Below are 22474 nucleotides of genomic sequence, written 5' to 3'. Positions count from 1 at the left end.
CCTCGCGGGACCCGACCTGGGCACCCGTCCCGGCTCCGGAGCGATGTGCGGGTCGTGGCCGCCGCCCGGCTGAAGCGTCTGCGCGCCGGTGGCAGCGCACCGGCCGTCCGCAGCACGGACCCGGCCTTCACCGCGCGGACCGGCCACACCCCCGACAGCACCCAAATCTCGCCTGCGTCGGCGAGCACCGCCGCACCGCTTCGACACGATGCCGGAACCGTCCGTCTCCGAGGCGATGGCCGATCGTCCCGCAGCGGCCACCGGAAAGCCGCCCATCAGGCTGCGCCAGGTGTCGGAGGGCCCAGTCTGGGGACTTGGTGTGCAGGCCGGGTCCAGCTGCATTCCCGGGGACTGGCCCGGTTCAGGCTCCTCCTGTTCAGCAGCGAGCTGGAGGAGCCGTGGTCCCGAGGTCAGATGAGACCGCCCTGCTCGCAGACGCGGCGGGCGATCTCACGGAGTTTGATGTTGCTCTGCTGCGAGTAGCGGCGCAGCACGTCGAACGCCTCCTCCTCGGTGAGGTGGCGGCTGCCCATGAGAATGCCCATGGCCTCCCCGATGACATGGCGGGTGGCGACGGCCTGTTCCATCTGGGCATGGGTACGGGCGCTGGAGAAGGCGATCGCCGCGTGGGAGGCCAGCAGCCAGCCTGCCAGTTCGCTTGCCTCGGTGAACGCGCCGGGGCGGCGGGAGTAGAGGTTCAGCGCGCCGAAGTCCTCGTCGTCGGTGAACAGCAGGAAGCCCATCATGCTGCCCACGCCGAGCGCGCGGGCCTGGGGAGCGAAAGCAGGCCAGCGCTGGTGCTCGGCGGTGAGGTCGGCGATACGGAAGACCCGCTCGCCCTCCGAGCTGCGGGCCGCGTCGAAGCACGGCCCTTCCCCCAGCTGCTGTTGCAGATCGTCACTTTCGGTGACCAGTCGGTGGGTGGGCGCGAGGGTCTCCACCTTCGTGTCGTGCAGGACGAGGATGCCGGACGCGTCACAGCCTTCGACCAGCTCGATGGCCGACGCCGTGATCCGTTCCAGCGTCTCCTTCACCGATTCCTGAGCCAGGAGATCCCGCGCCATCGTCGCCATCTGCTGCGCGAACCGTCCCCAGTCCACGTCGACCTCCGCGATCCTGATTCCGCCCGAGCAGACCTCGTACCCAGCCTGCCACCCATGCGTCGCGGTGCCACCGAGGAACACGAGGCGCACCGCCCCACACCACCATGCTGCGCCCCCAGCCGGGGCGGGCCACCTCGGCACGCCCCCGGGTGCCGCCCGTGCCCGCCCGGCGCGGACGAGCGCGACCACTCGACGACCACTCTGTGCCCATGACCGGCGTGCCCGAGGGAACGGGGCCCTGTCAGTGGCGGCTGGCAGCATCAGGCCCATGACCGACACGGACAGCACGGCATTCGACTGGCAGTCCTTTCTGCGGGAGTGGAGCGGGGAGTGGGCGGACTCCCTGCCGGACGACGACGTGGAGGACGACGGGGACGAGACCGCCCGGGAGACGCGATGGCTGGGGTTCCCGCCCGCGTCCGAGGAGCGGATCGCGGCCATGGAGGAGCGCCTCGGGCGACGGATGCCCCCGTCGTACCGGGAGTTTTTGCAGGTCACTGACGGCTGGCGGCACGCGGGCGGGTTCGTGTGGCTGCTGGCGGGCACGGAGCACGCGCGCTGGCACGACAACGAGTCGGGACTCGCGGACATCTTCGAGGAGTACCTGGACGAGGACTCCGCGCCCGAGGAGTGGCACGAGGCGGACCTCTGGCGACGCGGCCTGCAGATCGACGTCGAGTCCGACGCCACCCACGTCCTGCTGGACCCCGAGGACGTCGACGAGAACGGGGAATGGGCGGTGTACACGTGGGCGAGCTGGCGGGCCGCGCCACCCGAGCGGCACGCGGACTTCCGCGCGTTCATGCGGGAGATGCACCGTGAGTTCCACCGCCTGCGGACACACAGGGACGACGGCGGACCGGACTTCGTCAACGACACGACGCGCAGCCTGGACGCCCGGATGGACGAGGCCCGGCTGAAGGCGCTGCGTGGCGAATGGCAACAGGCCCTGACGGTGCTGGACGAGGCCAAGGAGTACGGCAGACCGCGGGCCGCAGGACTGGGTGACCAGATGCGCCGCCTGCTCGGACAGACCGACATGCTGTACTTCGAGGACTTGGTGACGCAGCCTCGGTACGAGCCCGACCTGCTGCCGCCGCTGGTCGCCGAGCGCGCGGCCCACGCGCACCGGAGCGACTCCACCCTGAAGTTCCATCTGCGGCGCGCCGACGAGGAGCTGATGTCACGGGCGCGCACGACGCTGGAACAGATCAGGAACGGTACCTACCGGTACACGCCGGCCGGACCGTTCGGGGAGGCGGTCGAGCGGGCACGAGAGCTGGCGCGGTGGGGAGACACCGACGGGGCCTGGCGCGCGCTGATCGGTGCGCTGCCGCTGTGGGAGCCGCTGGGACCGGATCACCTGGCTCCGCTGGGGTGGGTGGCCGACCCGGTGCTCGAGCCGGTGCTGACCCAGGAGCGGGGCCGGGAGCTGCTGGCCACACCCAGGGGCGGACAGGCCGGTGCGGTACCGGGACGGACGGCCGGGCTGGACCCGGGCGGCCTGGCGTGGCTGGCGGAGCCGGACCCGGGGAACAACCGCACGTCCTACCGATTCGTCCTCATGGAAGGAGTGGAGCCTGAGGAGGTTCCCGCACGGCTGGCGGACGGGGACGACGCCACGCTGAGCGAACCCATGACCCTCTGGGATGCGCGCAGCAGGTCGCTGGAGGGCCGCAGGGAGTTCTCGTCCTTCGACGACAGGGCGCTCATGGCAGTGGGCCGGGCCGGCACCGGTTGGAGCTTCGCCTTCGACGGCGAACCCGCCCCGTTCGACCGGCGGCGGTTCGTCTCTCCGGCCGTGACCGCCGGCGAGGGCACCCGAGCGGTGGTGGTGTGGAGCGATCTGAGGTCGGAGCACCAGCCCTGCTTCCACCTCTCGGTGGCGCGGGACGGCGCCGAGGAGTACGCCCTCACCTACGCCGACGGCGAGATACGGCGCAGCGGGGAGATACCGGAGGCGCTGGACCCGAGCCGTTTCTTCGGCGACCCGGCGGGCGCCGCGGAGGCGGAACGGCCTGTGCTGGAGGCGATCTCCGAGGAGTTCGGTGTGTCTCTGCCGCGTCACGCGATCGTGAGCGGGCGGCTGCACACCTTCACCACCCGCACCTGGATCCGGCCGCCCCTGGACGGAGAGGCCTACATGGTCATTCGTCTGGGCTGAGGAGTCCTTTCACTATGAGCGTCCGATCAGGTCGCGTGGTCTCGTGCCGTGCATCGCAAGGCGCCGGAAGGTCCTCGTAGCGGAGCTACCAGGGCCCTTGGGCAACGCGGCGTGGTGCGGTGCCGGACCACGTGACCCGGGTGGGCACAGTGAAAGGACCCCGAAGGGCTCTGCCGCCCCACCCCTCACTGTTGGGCTCCGGGGCGGCAGGGATCGGTCACCGAGTCGCTCGTACCCCCGGGCGGCGCCACCCCGGAGATCATTGGCCGCGCGGGGCGTACATGATGGTGGCCATGCCCGCCAGGCAGATCAGCGCGCCCATGACGTCCCACCGGTCGGGGCGGTAGCCGTCGGCGACCATGCCCCAGGCGATGGAGCCCGCCACGAAGACGCCGCCGTAGGCGGCGAGGACGCGGCCGAAGTTCTCGTCGCTCTGGAAGGTGGCGACCACGCCGTACAGCCCGAGGGTGATGACTCCGCCACCGATCCAGGCCCAGCCCTTGTGCTCGCGGATGCCCTGCCAGACCAGCCAGGCACCGCCGATCTCGAAGAGGGCGGCGAGGAGGAACAGCGCAGCGGAGCGAGCGACGACCATGGGCGTGACATTACCGGCGGGGTCGTAGCGTTCCTCCGGCCATCCCTTCACCTCACGATGCGCCCTTTCCCAGCGCCCTCGTCTCTCGAAGCGGTCCCCCCAGCGGAGCATCCGACTTGACCGTTCCTTGAACGTTGTCGCGACCCCGTCCGTACCTCTGGCTGCGTGCCGTGCCAGCCGCAACAGGTGTCCACTCCGAATGCCAGGGAGGAATCACTCTCTACCCGACCGGGAGAACTCATGCATGCGAACCGACACGCGGTACCCACCCGGGTATCGAGGCGTACGGTCACGATCATCACCGCCGTGTGCGCCCTGGTGGCCGCGACCGTCATCGCGCTCAGGGTGGGCGGCGACGAAGCCTCGGCGAACCCGACGGCCGCAGGCCAGGCCCAGCACGCCGGCGGGCATGTCGTCACGGGCGGCGCCGGACAGGCGGCGGCAGGCCAGAACGGCACGGACAGCCTCACCGTCACCGACGTGGACCGCGAATTCCTGGTGAAGGTCCGTCAGGCCGGGCTGTGGGAGATCCCGGCCGGCCGTCTCGCCCAGACCAACGCCTCCAACGAGACCGTCAAGCGCGCCGGGCAGCATCTGATCGACGGGCACAGCAAACTCGACCAACTGGTCCGCGAGGACGCCGAGATCCTCGGTGTCGCGCTCCCCAACGAGGCCACCGCGGAACAGCAGCAGTGGGTCAGGGACCTGGAGAACGCCCGGGGCGAGGAGTTCGACAAACTGTTCGCCAATGTTCTTCGCGCCTCCCACGGCAAGATCTTCGCCACGATCGGTGAGGTCCGGGCCGCCACCCAGAACGATCTCATCCGCCGCCACGCCCGCCAGGCCAACCAGACCGTCCTGGACCACATGGAGGTCCTGGAGGACACGGGGCTGGTCGACGCCTCGACCCTCGAGGAAGTCGAGAAGGCCGTCGCCCCCAAGTAGGGGGCCCAGCCACCGGCCCCGTCGGCGTCGAGGAGCCGGCAGCCGCCTGTGCGAGGGGCTGGTGGCCGCACAGGCGTCGCGCAACGAAGCACCACGTGAACGGAGTCGGACGGGCAGACCCACTGGCGACCATATTTGCACTGTGCAATAATTGGCCGGGGAGCCGACCGACGGCCGGCTGTCACCTGGCGCCCAGGAGTGACACCGGCACGGTTACGCGGCAAGGGCAACACGTCGGCCGTCGGCAGGCCCCCGCCACGTCACCCCGTTCCGGGGAGCGATTGCGGTCCGTATCCCGGAGCGCGCCCACGTGGACCACGCGGGCGGCTTCGGGGCCGGCAGCGGCGACCGAGCCTGCCGGCGTGCCCGTTCAGCCGTCGCCCTCCAGGCACATGACGGGGACCCGCTGGGCCAGGTTGTTGGCGAAACCGCCGCGGTTCCAGGGCTGGCCCAGGGGCTGGACGTGGCCCTCGGAATCGGTGGCCCGCACCGTCAGGACGTGGTCGCCGGGGGCGGCCGTCCAGGTGAAGTGCCAGCGGCGCCAGGCCCATCGATGCCCGCCCGCCGGTTCGACCTCCGTCTGCGCCCAACCGAGTCCGCCGTCGGTGCTGATCTCCACCCGCGACACCGCCGCCCGCCCGGACCAGGCGCGCCCTTCCAGCGTCAGAGCGCCGGGCCGAACGACCCGCGCCCGGGACATGAAGTCCGGGAAGCCGGGCGGGATCAGCAGGGCACGCGGCGCCATGCGGGTGACCGGCTCGCCCTCCTCGTCCGGGTGCTGCCTGAGCCGGTAGGCCACGGCCTGCTGGAAACCCGCGAACGGCCTGTCGGTCACGGCGATCCCACGCAGCCACTTCACATGCGCCATGCCGTACCAGCCGGGGACCACCAAGCGCAGCGGGCGGCCGTGCTGCGGAGGCAGCGGGGCACCGTTCATCTCGTAGGCGACCAGCACGTCGGCCTCCTCGTCGGCGGCCACCTCCACCGGGAGGGCACGCTGGTAGTCCTGTTCGACGCCGCGTTCCACACCGTGGTCGGCGCCGGTGAAGACGACATCGACAGCACCGTCCTCGATCCCGGCGTCGGCGAGCAGCAGTCGCAGTGGGACACCTGTCCACTCCGCGGTGCCGACGGCCTCGACCAGCCATGGCTGGCTGACCGGCCGGGGCGTCAGCAGGGCCCGCCCGTTGCCCGCGCACTCCAGGGTGACACGCAGGGTGACGGCCGGGTACGCGCGCAGATCGGCCAGGGTGCACCGCATCGGACGGCGGACGCCACCCTCGATGGCCAGTTCCCAGGACGCGGACGCCTCGTCTGGGACGTACGGGATGTCGTAGTGCGTGAGGACGTAGTGGAGTCCGGGCGGGGTGAGGTCGTACCGCAGGGCCTCCAGCGGGAGGCCGTGATTACGGGTGGCGAGCGCCAGTTCGTCCCGGCCGATGCCTTCGTCCGGCTCAGCCAGCCGGGATGGTGCGCTCACATCCCCGAGCCGACGCCCCATGCCCCGCATTATCCTCTTCTCAGGCGATACGCGCAGGGCAGTGTGCGCGCCCCCGCGTCGTCACCTTCCCGAGGATGCGGTCCGCTGTCACACCTCATCCGGTCCGACGGCATCCCGGGCGCCAGCGAGTTCCGCGGCACCGAAGGAGACGTCGAAGCGGTCGCACCAGATGGTGACGCTGGTGTAGCGGGAGGGGTCGACATCGTCGGGCAGCGGGTAGTTCTGGCTTCCCTTGTTGCCCTTGAGCTTTCCGAGGCTGACGTACGCGCCGTCGTCGAAGACGTGCCAGCCGGCCCGCCCTTCCTTCACCGGCGCGTCGGTCAGCCACACGCGCAGGTCGGGGCCGTTGCTGGTGTCGAGCCGCTCCAGCCGGACCACGTGGGTGCCGTCGGGGAGCCGGACGAGTTTCACCGTGCCCGTCGTCGTGTGCTCGTGGCTGATCAGTTCGCCGCTCGCCACCGTCACCGGCCCGGTCGGCGCCGACGGCGAGGGCGCCGCTTCCGGCTTCGTCTCGGGGCTCCGGGAGGCTTCCACGACCAGGCCGGGCAGGGATTCCGTCACCGTCTCGTCCTGCCAGAGCTTCCACGGCTGGAACCAGTACAACCCGGCGGTCATCCCCATGACCACCAACGCCACGAGCCCGGTGATCAGCGGCCTCCTACGCGTACGCCCCATGCCGTTCCTTCTTCCTGTTCCGGGAGTCCGTGTCGTCATCCCCATTCAACGCACTACGTGGTTCCTCCGCCCCGGCTCGGCCGATGACGAAATCCTTACGCCTCGGGCCTGCTCACCGTGACCGCGCGAAGGGCCCTTGACGTCCGCGTTTCGTAAGAAGGTGGCATCCGGTATGCGAGCTTCGTCCTCGTAAGGTGAAAGCCGTGACTTCCTCTCCCCCGCCTCCGGGCGTCGACGTGGTGCTGCCTTGCCTGGACGAGGCGGACGCCCTTCCCTGGGTGCTGGCCAGGATCCCGGCCGGATGGCGCGCTCTGGTCGTCGACAACGGCTCGACCGACGGTTCGGCGGACATCGCCCGGGCGTTGGGCGCGCATGTGGTGCACGAGCCTCGCCGCGGCTTCGGCGCCGCCTGCCACGCCGGGCTGACCGCCGCCACGGCCGACATCGTGTGCTTCTGCGACTGCGACGCCTCCCTCGATCCGTCACTCCTCGTCCCCTTCGTCCGCGACGTCGCGGACGGGCGGACCGACCTGGTGCTCGGCAGGCGGCGCCCGCAGGGCCGGGGCGCGTGGCCCGCGCATGCCCGGGTCGGCAACCTGGCGCTCGCCCGGATGCTGCGCCACCGCACGGGCCTGCGCCTGCACGACCTGGGTCCACTGCGCGCCGCCCGCCGCGAACCGCTCCTCGCCCTCGGGCTGACCGACCGACGCAGCGGCTATCCGCTGCAGATGGTGGTGCGGGCCGCCGACGCGGGGTGGCGCGTCACCGAGCACGACGTGCCGTACCGGCCGCGCACCGGGACCTCGAAGGTGACGGGTACATGGCGGGGCACCTGGCAGGCGGTACGGGACATGAGCCGCGTCCTCAACGAGACGTCGGCACCCGTGGAGACGGAGGGAATCCGCCGGTGACCACGCTGCTCGTCATCGCCAAGGAGCCGAGGCCGGGCCGGGTGAAGACCCGGCTGTGTCCGCCCTTCACCCCTGGCGAGGCGGCGGCGCTCGCCGAGGCCGCGCTCGTGGACACCCTGCGCGCGGTGGCCGCGACGCCCGCGGATCGTCGCGTCCTGGTGCTGGCCGGGGAGCCGGGCCCCTGGCTGCCGCCCGGCTTCGAGGTCGTACCGCAGCAGGACGGCGGCCTGGACGAACGGCTCGCCGCCGCCTTCGCCGGCTGCGACGGGCCCGCCCTGCTCATCGGCATGGACACCCCGCAGGTCACACCGGAGTTGTTGACCGTGGACCTCGGCGGATGCGACGCGTACTTCGGTCCGGCGGAGGACGGCGGCTTCTGGGCCCTCGGGCTCACCGAACCGGACCCCGCACTCCTTCGTGGGGTGCCCATGTCGACGTCCGTCACCGGTGCCGTCCAGCGCGCCCGGCTGGTCGCCGCCGGTCTGCGGGTCCGCGACCTGCCGGTCCTCAGGGACGTCGACACGGCCGACGACGCCGAAGCCGTCGCCGCGGTCGCGCCGCAGAGCCGGTTCGCGGTGGAACTGGCCCGGCTGCGAGCGGTCAGCGGCCGATGACCGGTGCTCGGCATCGACGCCGGCGGGGCCACTGTCGCCAACGCCCGGCGGCTCGGTGGTCAGGCCCTCACCCGAGGTGGAGCCTGCCGATGTCCGCCTGGTGAGCCGCGCCGGGGCCGGGGCCGCGTCCCCTGGGCGCGGCTCGGCTCACCGGATCTGCTACGGCACGCCCGCCCGCTCGGCCGCGCGGGGCCGATCAGCGGACCGCGGGCGGGCGCTCCTTCGCCGCCCGGCGCGTCCGCAGTACCAGCAGCACCGCCGACACGCCGAACAGTACGGCCGTGATCAGCAACCAGCGGCCGAGGAAGCCGCTCGCCGGCATCCCGGTGGCGGACTCGTAGCGGTCCGCCACCCGCCCGGTGATCAGCGGGAACCACACCAGCAGGAGCAGCCCGGACAAGGCGGCGGGCACCCGCACGTACGCGGCCCTCCCCGGCCCCCGTGAGGGGTGCGCGGACGGCGCCCCCTCCTCGGGGCCGGCCGCGCCCACCGCACGGACGAGCGCACGGTCCGCCGCCGCGTACAGCGGCAGCAGGACGAGATCGTGCACCACCGCGGCTCCCACGAACCACAGTGCCACGTCGAACCAGTCGTCCCCGAACAGCCGCACCCCCGCGTACCCGGCGAGCGCGAACGAACATGCAAGGAGCAGCAGTTGGAAGGGGCTGCCCAGCGGCAGGCGGTACTTCCCCATCACAGGTCTCCGAACGTCATCCGGGCCACCCACTTGGTGTTGAGCACACCAGGCGCGGCGGGAACAATGATCCTGGCCGGGAAGCCGTGGTCCGGGGACAGCCGCTCGCCGTTCACCTCCAGGGCCAGCAGGGAACGGGCGTCGCGGACCTGGTTGGCACGCAGCGCGGCACGGCGGAAGGCGCCGCGCCGCTGGAGGGACTCCACGAGGACATCGGGGGCGGCCTCGGGCTCATGTCCGACGAGGGCGGCGAGGTCCCGCAGCCGTACGCCCCGCCACCACTGGTCGGAGGTAGACCAGCCCTCGACGCAGGCGATGGGCAGGGCCGCGCTGTGCAGGGGCAGCTCCAGCAGTTCGGTGCGGCTCAACCGGACGGTCCCGGAAGGCCCGTTGACGACCAGTCGCCACGCCTCCTCACTCGTCTCCGCCGCGCTGATCCCTCTCGACGCGGCCGTCTTGTTGATCTGAAAACCGTTCGGCCCGCTGTCCGGCTCGGCACCACCGTGCGGGGCGAGGAGAGCCGTGCGCCGCGGCGGGCCGTCGAAACTCTGCCCCACGGTCGTCCCCAACAGCAGCAGCGATCCGCCTCCGACCAGCCACACGGCACCCCGCCGCGACACGGTGGGCTCGGCCGGGTCCGGGGACACCAGCGAGGGCTCCTCGGACGACACCGGTGGCGGCGCCCCTTCCCGGTCCCCGTCCCCGTCCCCTTCGCCCGCCCGCAGCCGGCGCAGATTGCGTACGGCCGTCGGCGCCCTGAGCACCACATGGGCCACGAACGCGGCGAAGAACACCCACGCCCCGTAGAAGTGCAGAGGATAGAAGGAGCCGGGAAAGACGTAGTCGAGCTGGATGTTGAGCACACCGGTCACGAACTCGAACAGCACGCCACCGACCAGCAGAAGAAGCGAGATCCGCTCCAGTGCGTGCGCGACGGACCGCGCCGGAGGCAACTGGAACAGGCGCGGTACCACCGACCACAGCTTGGCCAGCAGGACGGGGACCAGCGCGATCCCGAGCGTGACGTGGACGCCCTGGGTGAGCCTGTACAGCCAGGGCGGGTCCGTCGGCCAGGGGAACAGATAGAAGCCGAGGAGGCCCTTGTCCGGCGTCTTGTCGTTGACCGGCGACAGACCCGGGTTGTATGCGGCGTACGACAGCAGCCCCGTCACGAACAGCACCGTGATCCCGGCGAGCAGTACCACGCCGAGAACGGAGGTGAACCAGGGGCCGCGCAGCGGGCTGCGCCAGAAGGCGGGCGAGGAAGGAGACCGTTCCATGCCCCGACGCTAGGCCCGGAGCACCCCATGAGAGGGTGCGCGACTCATGACGAAACGCTGACGTCCGCACCGGTCGAGCGAGCATCGGCCCCCGGCCCCATGCCACGAAACGTGGATCGCGGGTCTCCGCCGCGCCCTGCGCACCGTCAGGCGCCCCGCCCCGCCGTCGTGTCCACGACCCAGCCCAGCGGATAGGGTTCCGTTTCGTCCGCCACCGGGGCCTGGGGCTCCCCGCCCGCCTCGTTGAACGCCGCGAGCGCCGCGATGAGTGCCGCTCGCTGGTCCGGCGCGAGCCGTTCGACGATCGCGGCGATCTCGGTGCGGCGGCGGGCGGTGACGTCCGCGACGGTGCGGCGCCCCTCGTCGGTGAGCGTGAGCATGGTCTCCCGGCGGTTGTCCGGATTGACCTGGCGGTCGGCGAGCCCGGCGGCGATCAGCCGGTCGACCATACGCATCGCGGTGGACGGCGCCACTTGCAGGAGATCCGCCAGGACCACGAGTTTGGTGGCACCTCTGCTCGACAGCACCACGAGCATCCGGAACTGCGGAAGCGTCACACGCTCCTCGACCTCGGCCAGGGACCGGGCCGAGACGGCCACCAGCAACCGCGACGCGGTCAGCACCGCACGAGTGACCGCATCGACATCGTCCATGCCCACCACGGGGGCCTCGCGTTCCGCCATGCCTCCCTTTGTACGCGCTGCGGCGCCCGCACACTCAATCGCCCCGGGTAATGCCCTGCGTTCCAGTCAGCAGGCGGCGGTTCGGTCACAGGGCGATGGCGAACGGAAGTCAGGGTGACGCGGTCGCTTCGGCACGGGACAGGGCGACGCCGAGTACGACGAGAAGTGCGTCACGGACCGAGCCCGTCCGGCGTGCGTCGAAGACGGTCAGGGGCACGTGTTCGGCGATGTCCAGTGCCCACCGCACTTCGTCCAGGTCGTGTTCGACCTGTCCGTCGAAGGCGTTGACGGCGACCGCGAAGGGGATCTGCTTGTGCTCGAAGTAGTCCACGGCGGCGTAGCAGTCGTCGAGGCGGCGGGTGTCGACGATGACCAGGGCGCCGACAGCGCCGTCGACGATGTCGTCCCACATGAACCCGAAGCGGTCCTGGCCCGGTGTCCCGAACAGGTACAGCTTCAGGGTCGGGTCCAGGGTGATGCACCCGAAGTCCATGGCGACGGTGGTGGTGGTCTTGTCCGGCGTGTGGGTGAGGTCGTCCACACCCGCCGCGACCTCGGTGATCGCGGCCTCGGTGGTGAGGGGGCGTATCTCGGAGATCGACCCTACGGTGGTGGTTTTGCCGACCCCGAAGCCGCCGGCGATGACCAGCTTGACCGGCAGTGGCGGCTGTTCAACCGCTGTCGCGGAGTGTGCCCCGTGAGTCGGGGACGGCACGAAGACCATTGATAACCCTTCGCAGTACGGAGATGTCCTGGGCGGCACGGGCGTGCGGCACGTAGATCGCCAGGTGCCCTGCGGCACACAGGTCCTCGGCGAGCACCCGGACCACGTTGAGGTGCAGTCGCAGGCGGGCGGCCAGTTCCGCGACCGACTGCGGCCGTCGGCAGGCGGCGACGATGTCGTGGTGCTCGAAGGCGAGCTTGCCGAGGACGGAGAGCCCGTCCGCCGTCGCGACGATCTGGGTCTCGATCGGGATCGGCGCCGCCGCGCCGCCCCCCGACACCCGGCCGGCCGTCAGCAGGAACGGCCGGACCGCGGGAGCACGACCGACGGGATCCGCCGAGTCGTCCCACGTCCCTTCTTCTGTCTCATGGGGTTCTCCACTGACGGCCATGACGACCTCCTGCCTCGCGGATGGGTCAGCCGGCCACGGGGGAGCCGACGCTGTTCTTCAGCTCCATCACCAGCTGCGGGGTGAGTGCGGCTCCGGCACGGTTGGCGAAGAGGGTCATCTCGTAGGCGATGTTGCCCAGTTTCGCCTCCTTGGAGGCGACCACGCCGAGCACGGCGCCGTTACCGATGGCGGACACCAGTACGTGGCCGCCTTCCAGGTCGATGATGACCTTGTTGAGGCCGCCGAGGCTGTAGTTGCCGGAGACACCGGCGGCGAGGCTGGTGACGCCGGACACGATCGCGGCGAGCCGCTCCGAGTCGGCCCTGTCGCGCAGTTGGGAGACCGCGATCAGCAGCCCGTCGGACGACACCGCGATGGCGTCCACGACGCCGGCGGTCTCGGTGGCGAAACGGTCGAGCAGCCACGTGAAGTCGGCCGCCGCGGTGCGCAGGTCAGTGGGCTTCGACTGTTCGGGGGTGCTGTCATCTGTCGACGTGGTCACTGCCCGTCTCCTTCTGGCCTTCTGGGGTTTTCTCGTACTGCGGTCATGCGGTCCGGGTCCGGCGGCGCGGCGCTGTCCTGTTCGGCCCTGCGTACGGCGGCCTCGAACTCGTCGAGTTCCGCGCGGACGGCGTCGGCGTCGGCGGGCTGTCGCGCGGCGGGGATGTTCCGTTCGACGGCGGTGGTGGTCACGGCGAGCGTCGCTCCCCGCACTCGCCGCCGCAGTGGCCTGGCCCTCCCCGACGGGGAGGGCCCCTCGGGGGCTTCGGTCGTGGCCGTGGTCGCGCGGAGGGGGATGCGCCGGGGCAGGTCACCGGTCGAGGACAGGGCGACCGGCCGCCGTTCGGGAGCGGTGGTGGCCGCTGCGGGCGCGGCGGCCTTCAGCGCGAGGACCGACACGGTGCCGGCCTGGCCGGCGGGAGGCGGCGGGGCGTCCCCGGGGGTCATCACTCTCAGGAGCGCCGAGGGGATCCACACGGTGCTGGTGACACCACCGCCCGGTGTGCGGCTCAAGGTGACCCGCAGACCCAGGTGGCGGGCGAGGTTGCCGACCACGAAGAGACCGAGCACCTTGGTCGGTACGAGGTCGAGGCGTTCCCGGCGGACGAGGCGGGCGTTCTCCTCGGCGAGGCGTTCCGCGCTCATGCCGAGGCCGTGGTCGATGACCTCGATCAGCGCACCGCCGTCCTTGGTGACGTCGGTACCAGGCCGGACGACCACCTCGACGGGGGTGTCGGACGGGGAGAACGCGACCGCGTTCTCCATCAGTTCGGCCAGCATCAACGTCAGGTCGCCGGCGATGTCGGGCCCCACGGTGATGTCCGTCTCGGAACGCAGCGACACCCGCTGGTATCCCTCGATGCGGCCGAGACCCGAACGTATGACGTCGGCGAGGGTGATCGGCCGGGCCTCGACGTCGGTCTCGCGGATTCCGGCGAGCAGCATCAGGCTGTCGGCGTTGCGCTGGAGCCGCACGGCGAGGTGGTCGATGCGGTAGAGCCGGTCCAGGAGGTCGGGATCGGTCTCCTGCCGCTCCACTGCGTCGATCAGCAGCAGTTGCCGGGTCGTCAGGTTGCTGACCCTGCGTCCGACGTTGCCGAACATCTCGGCGACGTTGCGGCGGCTGAGCACCTGCCGCTCCAGCAGCGCGGCGGCGGTGACCTGCACCCGGTTGAAAGCCTCGGCCAGTTGGCCGATCTCGTCGCGCACCGGGACCGGTATCGCCCGCGGCCGGAACGGGGTGCTGTCGACGAGTTCGTCGTCCGCGACCCGGGCGAGTTCCTCGTCGGCGGCTTCGACCACCTGCCGGGCGGAGCCGGTCAGGACGGTGAGGGGACGGATGACCGAGCGCCGGACCAGGACGCAGAAGGCCAGCCAGGCGGCGAAGCCCAGCAGCGCCGCACCGAGCATGATCCAGGCCTTGCTCAGGGCGCTCGCGGAGGCGGAGTCGGCCTGTGCGGCAGTCTGCTCGATCAGTGTCCGGGTGATGCCGAGGCGGGTCTCGGCCTGTCGCTCGCCGGCGCTGATCTTCTCGCGCAGTTCGCGGGCGCTCTGCGACTGCAGGGCGCCCGGATCGATCTGGAGCTCGGCGAACTGGGACGTGAGGTCGTTCTGTTCGGCGGCGCGCTCGATGCCGCCCATGGCCAACACCTGCGCCGGTGTGGCGATGCGGCCGAAGCGGTCCGACTGGTGGGTGTAGAGCTCGTGGGCGCCTGCCGCGCGCGTGTACTCGGTGAGGGCGTTCGCGTCTCGGGTCTGGGCGGAGAACACGGCGCTCTCGAACGCCGCGTGGGCGGCGTCGGCACGCAGGATCGCGTCCAGCAGATTGGTCACCGAGGACGCCGAGGTCGCGGAGAAGCGGTCGAGCCCGATGCCGTCGATCAGGTAGCCGACGGCGGCCGCGTAGGCGGGGTCGATGTTGGCGGCAGGAACGTAGTCACGGCCGAGCTTCTCCCGCAGGACGTCCAGACCGGTGATGTAGGCGAGTGCCTTTTTCTCCTCTGCCGGAAGGCTGGAACCGAACGCGGACCGCACGGTGGCGACCTGCGCGTCGGTGGCCTGCTGGGCCTCGCGGTAGGCGGTGGTCGACGGCCGGGCGGCTCCGGGGCGGGCCGCCTCGTACTGCACGGACAGCAGCAGAGCCAACCGGTGTTCGGCCTGTACGTCGTTGATGAGCGTCGCGACCTGCTCACTGTCACGCACGAGTTCGGCGACCCGGTCGGCGTCGCGGGCCTGCTCCATCTGTCCGGTGACACCGACGGCGAGCAGCACACCGACGACCGCGATGGGCGCGACGACCAGGACGTTGAGCTTCCGCCGGAACGGCCACCGGGCGAGAACGGAGCCCGCCTTCCGGCGGAGCGGAGAAGTCCCGTCCATGTGCCCGGGCGGCGGCTCCACTGTGTTCGCGGGCACGCTGGTCTCCTTGGGTGTGTGCTGATCGGCGGTCAAGGTGCTGTGGCCGCCGGACCGTCGACGCCCGGGGGACATGCCTGGTGCTTGCGCGGCAGGCCGCCGGGCGTGAACGACCGGACCCGCGACGCGAGCGACTGATTCACGTCACCGTGTCCGGATCTCGTCGTCGGGAGCCTATCGTCCATGTGATCGCTTTGAGGCTCTACGTAATCAATACGTGATTACAAAATGTTCACGGTCGCCTACCGAGCGATGACCTCGCCGTGGAGACGCAGGTCGGAGCCCTGCTACATTCCCACCCCGACGGCCTCCCGGCCACAGCCCAGGGCACCGTCACGACCGTCGTGCTTCCAGCCACCAAGCTGGATCGGTCTCCTCCCCCCACGTGATGCCCCTATCCCCTCCCGCCCTTGAGGAGACCCCTGTGCACCCCACCCGCAAGGCGACCGCGGCAGCCGTCGCTTTCCTGGCCGCGGCCACCGTCACCACCGGCTGCGAGAGCGGTTCGACCACCGCGGCGGCACCCACTGCATCCCAGGGCCCCGGTTGCCCCACGGTCCTCACCAAGGCGAAGCAGGCCGTCAAGGCGGCCGAGGACGTCAACGCCCCCTGGAGCGGCCCCACCACCGGGCCCGACGCAGTCTCCGGCAGGACCATCGCCTACGTCGCCCAGACCATGACCAACCCCGGTGTTTCCGGCGTCGCCAAGGGCGTTCAGGAAGCGGCCAAGGTGATCGGCTGGGACGTGCGCACCATCGACGGGCAGGGCACACCCGCCGGTATCCGGGCCGCGTTCGCCGAAGCAATCGCCCTCAAGCCCTCCGGCATCGTCATCGGCGGCTTCGACCCCGGCTCCGTGGCCAAGCAGGTCCAACAGGCCGACAGCGCGGGAATCCCCCTCATCGGCTGGCACGCCACCGCCGTCCCCGGCCCCAGCACGAAACCCAGGCTCTTCAGCAACATCACCACCAAGGTCGAGGATGTCGCGAAGATCAGCGCCGACTGGATCATCGCCCGGTCCAACGGCCGGGCCGGCGTGGTGCTGTTCACCGACGCCTCGATCCCCTTCGCCAAGCGGAAGTCCGAACTGATCAAGAAGGAACTCGCCACCTGCCCCGACGTCGACCTGCTGAGCTACGAGGACATCCCCATCCCCGAAGCCAACACCCGCACCGTCGAGAAGGTCTCCTCCCTGCACTCCCGCCTCGGCGACAGGTGGACCTACTCCGCCGCGATCAACGACCTGTACTTCGACCACGCCGCACCCGCCCTGCGCGCCGCCGGCCAGAACGGCGACGGCGCACCGTTCAACATCGGCGCCGGCGACGGCGACCCGTCGGCCTTCCAGCGCATCAACGGCAAGCAGTACCAGGCCGCCACCGTGCCCGAGCCCCTCAACGAGCAGGGATGGCAGATCATCGACGAGTTCAACCGCGCCTTCGCGGGCGAACCGGCCAGCGCGTACGTCGCCCCCGTCCACGTCACCACCGCAGCCAACAGCGGCGGCGCGCTGTCCTGGGACTCCGAGGGCTACCGCCGGGCCTACCGCAAGATCTGGGACAAGTAGCTCCCCTCGGGGTGACGCCATCAGTGAGCTCTCCGCACGGGAGGCGCCAAGGAACAAGTCAGCCTCCCTTCGCTGACCAGTCAGCGTCCTCAGGAGGCCAACGGGCCCTCCCCGTGATTTCAGCGGCGTCGGCGGCAGCTCGGGGGCCGGCACCCGATCCCCGTCGTGCCCCGCCACAACCCGTACCGGGCCCGGGCGCCTCTCCCCGGCGTATGCCGGGCCCGGGCGCCTACCCTCCCCCGCGGGTGCCCGCCCGGCCCTCCCTCCTGGCCAACGGCAACGGCCGCGAGGGCATCGCGGAACACATGACCACAGTGTTCAAGAACGAGGCGCGCCGGCTCGCGTTCGTCCACAACCTGCCCGCGCACGACGTGCTGCGCCGGACCGTGACGACACCGCGAGCGTTCGCTGACCCTGGCGCCGGACCCGGTCGTCCGCACCGGCCACGGCGAGTCCCGACCGTCGGTGACGAGGCACCTCACCTCGAGGAGCGGATCGCCAGGGGGTACTGAGGCTCACCCCGTCTCCAACCGCCGCAGCCGCTCCGCGTCGCAGATGCGGGGGCAGGTGGAACAGGCCTCGGCCAGGCGGATCGTGTAGTAGAGGCAGCAGCCCATACGGGTACGGGTCGGGTGCTCGCGGCCGTCGCCCGTGCGCAGAGTGCGGAAGTCGGCGCCGCCGGGGAAGGGGGTGCGGGCGCCGGGCAGGACCTCGGAGGCGGCCCGCACCCCGGCGGCCTCCTCGCCGAGCATGCGGCCGAGGTACCAGAGGCCGGAGACCAGGTCGTCGGAGACCATGCCCCACAGCGCCCGCGAGCCCCGGCGGACGTACGGGCCGATCGTGTCCAGCACCGGTCCCATGTGGTCCGCGACCGCTGTCCGCAACTCGGCCGCAAGATCCTCCCGGTGGGCGACGGGGCGTGTGCCGGGCAGCGCCGCCACCGGGTCGTCCGGCAGACAGGCGACATCCGTGCCGGGGCTGATCTCGTAGGTGCCCGACGCCAGGTCGACCCGTATGTCGCCGGGGGCGATGCGCGGCACCCGCCGCTCCAGGTACCAGACACCGCTCATCAGCAGGCCGACGGACCACGCGTAGTCGTGGAGGGCGCGGGAGGCGGCGACATGCCGTGGCGCGCTGTGGTCGTAGCGGTCCCGGATGCGCGCGGCCTCGGCGTCGACGAAGGCCTCCATGCTGTGCCGGCTCTCCGTCAACTGCACTCTGTCAGAGGCACCTTGGCGTGAGAGTGCCGTCGCCTGCCCTGGTTCCGCCACGCGTACGGACAGCGCCTCGCACACCGCGTCCACACGGCGGTAGGCGGCGGCGAGGAGACCCGGGACATGCGTGGCGGTGCCGGCCTGGAGGAGTGCCGGAGGGGCCGCGGTCATCGGCAACTCCAAAGCGTGAGGACGTCTTGGCGGGTCGAGCAGGTAAGCCTTACCTTATCGATAAGATCGTGTTTCGGTGGCCGGATGGTCGCGCAGATCGTGACGCGCCTTACCGGCCAGCCTAGTTACTGGCGAGGCAACCAAAAGCGATATGAGTCACAGAGAACGTACAGCCGTTGAAAGTAAAGAATGCCTAACCTAAGTTCACGTTTCGTGACTGTGACCGACCGGGCCGCGCCGTCCGGCGTGCCCATGCGTGCCCTGAAGCGCATGCCCCTGCTCTTCGGCGGCCTCGGCGCCCTGGCGCTCTGCGCCGCGCTGAGCCTCGCCCTCGGCGCCCGCTCCGTGCCCCTGACCACCGTGCTCGACGCCCTCTCGGGGCACCACGAGGGCCGTGACGCACTGGTGGTGACAGGGCTTCGGCTACCGCGCACGGTCATCGGTCTCGCGGTCGGGGCCGCGCTCGGGGTGGCCGGTGCCGTGGCCCAGGGGATCACCCGCAATCCGCTCGCGTCCCCAACCACCCTGGGAATCAACGCGGGTGCGGGTTTCGCCGTCGTCGTCGCGATCTTCGCCCTGCGACTCACCGACCCCGTCGAGTACGTGTGGTTCGCCTTCGCCGGTGCCGCCGGCGCCGCGCTGTTCGCCCAGGCGCTGGCGCAACGCGCCGGAGACATCGATCCGGTACGCCTCGCGCTCGGCGGCACCGTCCTCCAACTCGTGCTGCTGTCCTGGACGTCGGCGGTCATGCTGGCCAGTCAGCGCACCCTCGACGAGGCCCGTTTCTGGCTGGCCGGATCGATCGCCGGACGCCAACTCGACACCCTGTGGCCTGTGCTGCCGACCCTCGTCCTCGGTCTGGTGCTCGCCCTGGCCGTCTCCCCCGCCCTCAACGCCCTCGCCCTGGGCGACGATTCGGCCCAGGCGCTCGGTGTGCCGGTCACCCGCATCCGTCTCGCCGGCGGCATCGCGGTCGTCCTGCTCGCCGGATCGGCGGTGGCCGTCGCCGGACCCGTCGCCTTCATCGGGCTCGCCGCACCCCACCTCGTCCGCCCGCTGCTCGGCGGCGACCACCGGCTGCTGCTCCCCGGCTGCCTCATCGCCGGGCCCCTGCTCCTGCTCTCGGCCGACATCCTCGGACGCCTCGTCATCCGCCCCGCGGAACTGGAGGTCGGCATCGTCACCGCGTTCCTGGGCGCACCGCTGCTGGCCCTGCTCGCCAGGAAGGTCGCCCGATGACGCTGACGTACAAGGCGGTCGTACGGCCCGACGCACGCCGCTCGCCCGGGCACGGCCGCCTCCTCGCGTACGGCGCGATCGGACTCGGCGTCCTCCTGGTCCTGCTCACGGTCTCCGTCTCCACAGGGGAGATGGGCATGCCCGCGTCCGTCGCGCTCCGAGCGCTCGTCGGACTCGGCGATCCCGGTGATGTACTGGTGGTACAGGAGTTCCGCGCGCCGCGCTCCGTCGCCGCCATCGTGGCCGGAGCCGGTCTGGGCGCGGCCGGCTGCGTCCTGCAGCGGCTCTTCCGCAACCCCCTGGCGTCCCCGGACGTCATGGGCGTGACCGGCGGGGCTTCGCTCGGCGCGGTCGCACTGCTCGCTGCGGGCGCCTCCCAACTGCTGATCCCCCTCGGTGCGTTGGCCGGTGGCCTGCTGGCCGCCCTGCTGCTCGGCGTCTTCGCCTGGCGCTCCGGGCTCGCCGTCACCCGTCTCGTCCTCACCGGCCTCGCCGTCCAGGCGGGCCTCGCCGCAGCGGTGAACCTGATGATCGTGCGCTTCCCCGCCGAGCTCGCGGGCTCGGCACTGCAGTGGACCACCGGGTCGGTGTACGGGCGGACGTGGACCGAGGTGTGGGGTGCGGGCGCGGCCGTGGTACTCGCCCTGGCCGCCGCGCTGGTCACCCACCGCCGTCTCGCCGTGCTCGACCTGGGTGACGACTCGGCGGGGGCCCTCGGCCTCAACACCTCCGCCGCCCGCCTTCAACTCCTCCTGGTCGCCGTCGCACTGGCCTCGCTGGCGGCCGCACTCGCCGGGCCCGTCACCTTCGTCGCCCTCGCCGTACCGCACATCGTCCGCTTCCTCACCGGCCCGCCCACCGCCGCGACGCTCACCCTCGCCGCCCTCACCGGAGCCGTGCTGCTGCTCGCCTCGGACCTGGTCGTCCAGCACCTGCTGCCGATCGAGGGACTGCCGGTCGGTGCGGTCACCGCCACCCTCGGCGCGCCCTGGTTGCTGGTGCTGATGTTGCGGCAGAGCAAGCCGGTGCGGGGGAGCCAGGCATGAGTGGGCCGAAGAGGTCTCCCGAGGCCGCCCCTGAAAACCCGCCGTCCCCCGCTCGCTTCCAGGAGCTCCCCATGCCCACCACCAACCAGCTCTCCACGCAGGGCCTCGACCTGCGCTACGGCGACCGGCTCGTGGTCGGCGGGCTCGACCTGACGCTCCCGGGCGGCGCCGTCACCGCGATCGTCGGACCCAACGCCTGCGGCAAGTCAACCCTGTTGCGGGGCCTGAGCCGACTGCTCGCACCCACCGCGGGCACGGTCACCCTCGACGGCTCCGACATCCACCGCATGTCCGCCCGGGCGCTGGCCCAGCGGATGGGCCTGCTGCCGCAGCAGCCGGTCACCCCGGAGGCGATCACCGTCGAGGCACTCGTACGGCTCGGCCGGTACCCGCACCAGCGGCTGCTGAGCCCCTGGTCGGCCGCCGACCAGCAGGCCGTGGAGGAGGCCTTGCAACGGACCGGCACGGCGGTGCTGCGGGACCAGCCCGTCGACCGGCTCTCCGGCGGACAGCGCCAACGCGCCTGGATCGCCCTGGCGTTGGCGCAGGACACCGAGCTGCTCCTGCTCGACGAGCCCACCACCTTCCTCGATCTGCGGCACCAGCTCGACGTCCTCGACCTGGTCGCCGCCCTGCACGCCGAGGCCGGCCGCACCGTGGTGATGGTGCTGCACGACCTCGGACAGGCCGCCCGTTACGCCGACCACATGGTCGTGCTGAAGGACGGCAGCCTCGCCGCCGCCGGTCCACCGGCCGAGGTGCTCGACGCGGAGCTCGTCAAGTCCGTGTTCGACGTGGACTGCCGGGTCATCCCCGACCCGGAGACCGGCACACCGCTGGTCGTCCCGAAAGGCAGCGCGGCACGGCACACCGCCGCGTCCGCGTCCACCTGACCGCTCACCCCTCCATCCGGTCGTTCCTGAGACCCAGGCACACCCGGTTCACCCGTACACCCGTACGTCGAGAGAAAGACCACCCTCATGCTCAAGCGATCTCCCCTGCGCGGAACCGGCCGGCCCGTCGCCGCGCTGCTCGCCCTCGTGCTCGGTGCGGGAGTCCTGGCCGCCTGCGGCAACGACGACTCCACCAAGGAGGGCGACAACGCCGCCAAGGCCGGCGCCGACACCGCCGCCTTCCCGCGCACCCTCAAGACCGTGATGGGTGACGTCAAGATCCCGTCCCAGCCGAAGAAGGTCGTCGTCCTCGACACCGGCGAGCTGGACGATGTCACCCTCCTCGGCATCGACCCGGTCGGCGCCGTCGCCCCGCACTTCAAGACCGAGGGCGGCTTCCCGACCTACCTCGAGGGCGACCTGAAGAACACCGCGGACGTCGGCCCGCTGCTGGAGCCGAACCTGGAGAAGATCGCCTCGCTCAAGCCCGACCTGATCCTGTCCTCCAAGGTCCGGCACGAGAAGGTCTACGACAAGCTCAGCGCCATCGCCCCGACCGTCTTCACCGAGACCACCGGCGGCGTGTGGAAGGAGAACCTCAAGGTCCACGCCGAAGCGCTGGGCCTGGAGGACGAGGCCGAGGCCAAGCTCGAGAAGTACGAGACGCAGGCCAAGGCGCTCGGTGAGGCCATCAAGAAGAAGGACGGCGCCCTGCCGACCGTCTCCGTGGTCCGCTTCGTCGCCGGCCCGACCCGCCTGTACGCCTCCAACTCCTACAGCGGCGTGGTCCTGAACGACATCGGCTTCCAGCGCCCGAAGTCGCAGATCTCCGACGACCCGGCCGTGACCATGAAGGACGTCAGCCCGGAGGAGATCGACCAGGCCGACGCCGACCTGATCTTCGTCACCACCGCCGACACCCCGGACAAGACCCAGCAGAAGCAGGTCACCTCCAACCCGGTCTGGAAGGACCTGCCCGCCGTCAAGGACGACAAGGTCTTCGAGGTCCCGGACGAGACCTGGATGTCCGGCATCGGCGTCCAGGCGGCCGAGGAGATGCTCGCCGACGTGGCGAAGGCCACCGGCGTCGAGCTGCCGAAGAAGTAACTCCCGCTGTACTCGGAGCGGGCCCCACCACGAGCCGGGCC

General features: G+C 71.2%; 22 protein-coding genes. 10 read left to right on the top strand and 12 right to left on the bottom strand.

From position 1 onward, the window contains the following. Nucleotides 1-410: 410 nt before the first annotated feature. Nucleotides 411-1073 carry a GAF and ANTAR domain-containing protein gene (locus tag ACZ43N_RS06790; protein WP_468095542.1) on the bottom strand — a complete coding sequence of 221 codons (663 nt, stop codon included), beginning with the start codon at nucleotides 1071-1073 and terminating at the stop codon, nucleotides 411-413. Between the two features lie 298 nt (nucleotides 1074-1371). Here ACZ43N_RS06790 and ACZ43N_RS06785 point away from each other — a divergent pair, with 298 nt between their 5' ends. Next, nucleotides 1372-3267, top strand: a complete 1896-nt coding sequence (locus tag ACZ43N_RS06785) for an SMI1/KNR4 family protein (RefSeq protein ID WP_468095473.1) — start codon at nucleotides 1372-1374, stop codon at nucleotides 3265-3267. A gap of 259 nt (nucleotides 3268-3526) precedes the next feature. On the opposite strand, the gene ACZ43N_RS06780 is transcribed toward ACZ43N_RS06785, so the two are convergent. Beyond that, nucleotides 3527-3862, bottom strand: coding sequence for a YnfA family protein (locus ACZ43N_RS06780; protein WP_468095472.1), 336 nt, complete (start codon nucleotides 3860-3862; stop codon nucleotides 3527-3529). 240 nt (nucleotides 3863-4102) lie between these two features. On the opposite strand from ACZ43N_RS06780, the gene ACZ43N_RS06775 reads away from it, so the two are divergent. After that, the gene (locus ACZ43N_RS06775) at nucleotides 4103-4807 is read left to right on the top strand and encodes a DUF4142 domain-containing protein (RefSeq protein ID WP_468095471.1); all 705 of its coding nucleotides are present in this window, start codon (nucleotides 4103-4105) and stop codon (nucleotides 4805-4807) included. A 370-nt stretch (nucleotides 4808-5177) separates the two neighbouring features. On the opposite strand, the gene ACZ43N_RS06770 is transcribed toward ACZ43N_RS06775, so the two are convergent. After that, nucleotides 5178-6308: a sulfite oxidase gene (locus tag ACZ43N_RS06770; protein WP_468095469.1), complete on the bottom strand. Its 1131-nt coding sequence runs from the start codon at nucleotides 6306-6308 to the stop codon at nucleotides 5178-5180. Between the two features lie 87 nt (nucleotides 6309-6395). After that, nucleotides 6396-6983 carry a DM13 domain-containing protein gene (locus ACZ43N_RS06765; RefSeq protein ID WP_468095468.1) on the bottom strand — a complete coding sequence of 196 codons (588 nt, stop codon included), beginning with the start codon at nucleotides 6981-6983 and terminating at the stop codon, nucleotides 6396-6398. Nucleotides 6984-7177: 194 nt separating this feature from the next. On the opposite strand from ACZ43N_RS06765, the gene ACZ43N_RS06760 reads away from it, so the two are divergent. Both ACZ43N_RS06760 and ACZ43N_RS06755 read left to right on the top strand, forming a co-directional pair. Continuing rightward, complete coding sequence (locus tag ACZ43N_RS06760; RefSeq protein WP_468095467.1) at nucleotides 7178-7894, top strand: glycosyltransferase family 2 protein; 717 nt, start codon at nucleotides 7178-7180, stop codon at nucleotides 7892-7894. Beyond that, the gene (locus ACZ43N_RS06755; protein ID WP_468095466.1) at nucleotides 7891-8508 is read left to right on the top strand and encodes a TIGR04282 family arsenosugar biosynthesis glycosyltransferase; all 618 of its coding nucleotides are present in this window, start codon (nucleotides 7891-7893) and stop codon (nucleotides 8506-8508) included. The genes ACZ43N_RS06760 and ACZ43N_RS06755 overlap by 4 nt, the downstream gene beginning before the upstream one ends. 196 nt (nucleotides 8509-8704) lie before the next feature. Here ACZ43N_RS06755 and ACZ43N_RS06750 read toward each other — a convergent pair whose 3' ends face one another. The 7 genes from ACZ43N_RS06750 to ACZ43N_RS06720 all read right to left on the bottom strand — a co-directional run bounded on the left by ACZ43N_RS06750 (nucleotide 8705) and on the right by ACZ43N_RS06720 (nucleotide 15196). Next, nucleotides 8705-9202 (bottom strand): hypothetical protein, encoded by a 498-nt coding sequence (locus ACZ43N_RS06750; protein ID WP_468095465.1) that lies wholly within the window; start codon nucleotides 9200-9202, stop codon nucleotides 8705-8707. Continuing rightward, the gene (locus tag ACZ43N_RS06745; protein WP_468095464.1) at nucleotides 9202-10482 is read right to left on the bottom strand and encodes a molybdopterin-dependent oxidoreductase; all 1281 of its coding nucleotides are present in this window, start codon (nucleotides 10480-10482) and stop codon (nucleotides 9202-9204) included. The genes ACZ43N_RS06750 and ACZ43N_RS06745 overlap by 1 nt, the downstream gene beginning before the upstream one ends. Nucleotides 10483-10628: 146 nt before the next feature. After that, nucleotides 10629-11165, bottom strand: a complete 537-nt coding sequence (locus ACZ43N_RS06740) for a MarR family winged helix-turn-helix transcriptional regulator (protein WP_468095463.1) — start codon at nucleotides 11163-11165, stop codon at nucleotides 10629-10631. A gap of 109 nt (nucleotides 11166-11274) precedes the next feature. Beyond that, nucleotides 11275-11889, bottom strand: a complete 615-nt coding sequence (locus ACZ43N_RS06735; RefSeq protein ID WP_468095461.1) for a GTP-binding protein — start codon at nucleotides 11887-11889, stop codon at nucleotides 11275-11277. Beyond that, a complete protein-coding gene (locus tag ACZ43N_RS06730) occupies nucleotides 11837-12280 on the bottom strand; it encodes a DUF742 domain-containing protein (RefSeq protein WP_468095459.1) in 444 nt (147 codons plus the stop codon). The genes ACZ43N_RS06735 and ACZ43N_RS06730 overlap by 53 nt, the downstream gene beginning before the upstream one ends. Nucleotides 12281-12305: 25 nt before the next feature. Continuing rightward, on the bottom strand, nucleotides 12306-12782 hold the full coding sequence (locus ACZ43N_RS06725; RefSeq protein WP_468095457.1) for a roadblock/LC7 domain-containing protein: 477 nt from the start codon (nucleotides 12780-12782) through the stop codon (nucleotides 12306-12308). Continuing rightward, complete coding sequence (locus ACZ43N_RS06720) at nucleotides 12779-15196, bottom strand: sensor histidine kinase (RefSeq protein ID WP_468095456.1); 2418 nt, start codon at nucleotides 15194-15196, stop codon at nucleotides 12779-12781. The genes ACZ43N_RS06725 and ACZ43N_RS06720 overlap by 4 nt, the downstream gene beginning before the upstream one ends. A gap of 424 nt (nucleotides 15197-15620) precedes the next feature. Here ACZ43N_RS06720 and ACZ43N_RS06715 point away from each other — a divergent pair, with 424 nt between their 5' ends. Together ACZ43N_RS06715 and ACZ43N_RS06710 are read left to right on the top strand one after the other, a co-directional pair. Beyond that, nucleotides 15621-16763 (top strand): substrate-binding domain-containing protein, encoded by a 1143-nt coding sequence (locus tag ACZ43N_RS06715; protein WP_468095455.1) that lies wholly within the window; start codon nucleotides 15621-15623, stop codon nucleotides 16761-16763. A gap of 245 nt (nucleotides 16764-17008) precedes the next feature. Then, nucleotides 17009-17275 (top strand): hypothetical protein, encoded by a 267-nt coding sequence (locus ACZ43N_RS06710; protein ID WP_468095454.1) that lies wholly within the window; start codon nucleotides 17009-17011, stop codon nucleotides 17273-17275. A 3-nt stretch (nucleotides 17276-17278) separates the two neighbouring features. Here the strand turns inward: ACZ43N_RS06710 and ACZ43N_RS06705 are convergent, their stop codons facing one another. Continuing rightward, complete coding sequence (locus tag ACZ43N_RS06705; protein ID WP_468095453.1) at nucleotides 17279-18148, bottom strand: (2Fe-2S)-binding protein; 870 nt, start codon at nucleotides 18146-18148, stop codon at nucleotides 17279-17281. A gap of 270 nt (nucleotides 18149-18418) precedes the next feature. On the opposite strand from ACZ43N_RS06705, the gene ACZ43N_RS06700 reads away from it, so the two are divergent. From ACZ43N_RS06700 to ACZ43N_RS06685, 4 genes are all read left to right on the top strand, one after another. Next, nucleotides 18419-19387 (top strand): FecCD family ABC transporter permease, encoded by a 969-nt coding sequence (locus ACZ43N_RS06700; RefSeq protein WP_468095541.1) that lies wholly within the window; start codon nucleotides 18419-18421, stop codon nucleotides 19385-19387. Next, a complete protein-coding gene (locus ACZ43N_RS06695) occupies nucleotides 19384-20433 on the top strand; it encodes a FecCD family ABC transporter permease (protein WP_468095452.1) in 1050 nt (349 codons plus the stop codon). The genes ACZ43N_RS06700 and ACZ43N_RS06695 overlap by 4 nt, the downstream gene beginning before the upstream one ends. A 71-nt stretch (nucleotides 20434-20504) precedes the next feature. Further along, on the top strand, nucleotides 20505-21326 hold the full coding sequence (locus ACZ43N_RS06690; protein ID WP_468095451.1) for an ABC transporter ATP-binding protein: 822 nt from the start codon (nucleotides 20505-20507) through the stop codon (nucleotides 21324-21326). A gap of 87 nt (nucleotides 21327-21413) precedes the next feature. Further along, nucleotides 21414-22433, top strand: coding sequence for an ABC transporter substrate-binding protein (locus ACZ43N_RS06685; protein ID WP_468095449.1), 1020 nt, complete (start codon nucleotides 21414-21416; stop codon nucleotides 22431-22433). Nucleotides 22434-22474 lie beyond the last annotated feature (41 nt).

The organism is Streptomyces sp. NPDC030814, assembly GCF_055572155.1.
This window is presented reverse-complemented; position numbering and strand designations above follow the sequence as displayed.

Bases quoted from the DNA above. Each gene is read 5' to 3' on its own strand.
- ACZ43N_RS06790 (WP_468095542.1), bottom strand. From the start codon at position 1,073: ATGGCGACGATGGCGCGGGATCTCCTGGCTCAGGAATCGGTGAAGGAG.
- ACZ43N_RS06785 (WP_468095473.1), top strand. From the start codon at position 1,372: ATGACCGACACGGACAGCACGGCATTCGACTGGCAGTCCTTTCTGCGG.
- ACZ43N_RS06780 (WP_468095472.1), bottom strand. From the start codon at position 3,862: ATGGTCGTCGCTCGCTCCGCTGCGCTGTTCCTCCTCGCCGCCCTCTTC.
- ACZ43N_RS06775 (WP_468095471.1), top strand. From the start codon at position 4,103: ATGCATGCGAACCGACACGCGGTACCCACCCGGGTATCGAGGCGTACG.
- ACZ43N_RS06770 (WP_468095469.1), bottom strand. From the start codon at position 6,308: ATGGGGCGTCGGCTCGGGGATGTGAGCGCACCATCCCGGCTGGCTGAG.
- ACZ43N_RS06765 (WP_468095468.1), bottom strand. From the start codon at position 6,983: ATGGGGCGTACGCGTAGGAGGCCGCTGATCACCGGGCTCGTGGCGTTG.
- ACZ43N_RS06750 (WP_468095465.1), bottom strand. From the start codon at position 9,202: ATGGGGAAGTACCGCCTGCCGCTGGGCAGCCCCTTCCAACTGCTGCTC.
- ACZ43N_RS06745 (WP_468095464.1), bottom strand. From the start codon at position 10,482: ATGGAACGGTCTCCTTCCTCGCCCGCCTTCTGGCGCAGCCCGCTGCGC.
- ACZ43N_RS06740 (WP_468095463.1), bottom strand. From the start codon at position 11,165: ATGGCGGAACGCGAGGCCCCCGTGGTGGGCATGGACGATGTCGATGCG.
- ACZ43N_RS06735 (WP_468095461.1), bottom strand. From the start codon at position 11,889: ATGGTCTTCGTGCCGTCCCCGACTCACGGGGCACACTCCGCGACAGCG.
- ACZ43N_RS06730 (WP_468095459.1), bottom strand. From the start codon at position 12,280: ATGGCCGTCAGTGGAGAACCCCATGAGACAGAAGAAGGGACGTGGGAC.
- ACZ43N_RS06705 (WP_468095453.1), bottom strand. From the start codon at position 18,148: ATGACCGCGGCCCCTCCGGCACTCCTCCAGGCCGGCACCGCCACGCAT.
- ACZ43N_RS06700 (WP_468095541.1), top strand. From the start codon at position 18,419: ATGCCCCTGCTCTTCGGCGGCCTCGGCGCCCTGGCGCTCTGCGCCGCG.
- ACZ43N_RS06695 (WP_468095452.1), top strand. From the start codon at position 19,384: ATGACGCTGACGTACAAGGCGGTCGTACGGCCCGACGCACGCCGCTCG.
- ACZ43N_RS06690 (WP_468095451.1), top strand. From the start codon at position 20,505: ATGCCCACCACCAACCAGCTCTCCACGCAGGGCCTCGACCTGCGCTAC.
- ACZ43N_RS06685 (WP_468095449.1), top strand. From the start codon at position 21,414: ATGCTCAAGCGATCTCCCCTGCGCGGAACCGGCCGGCCCGTCGCCGCG.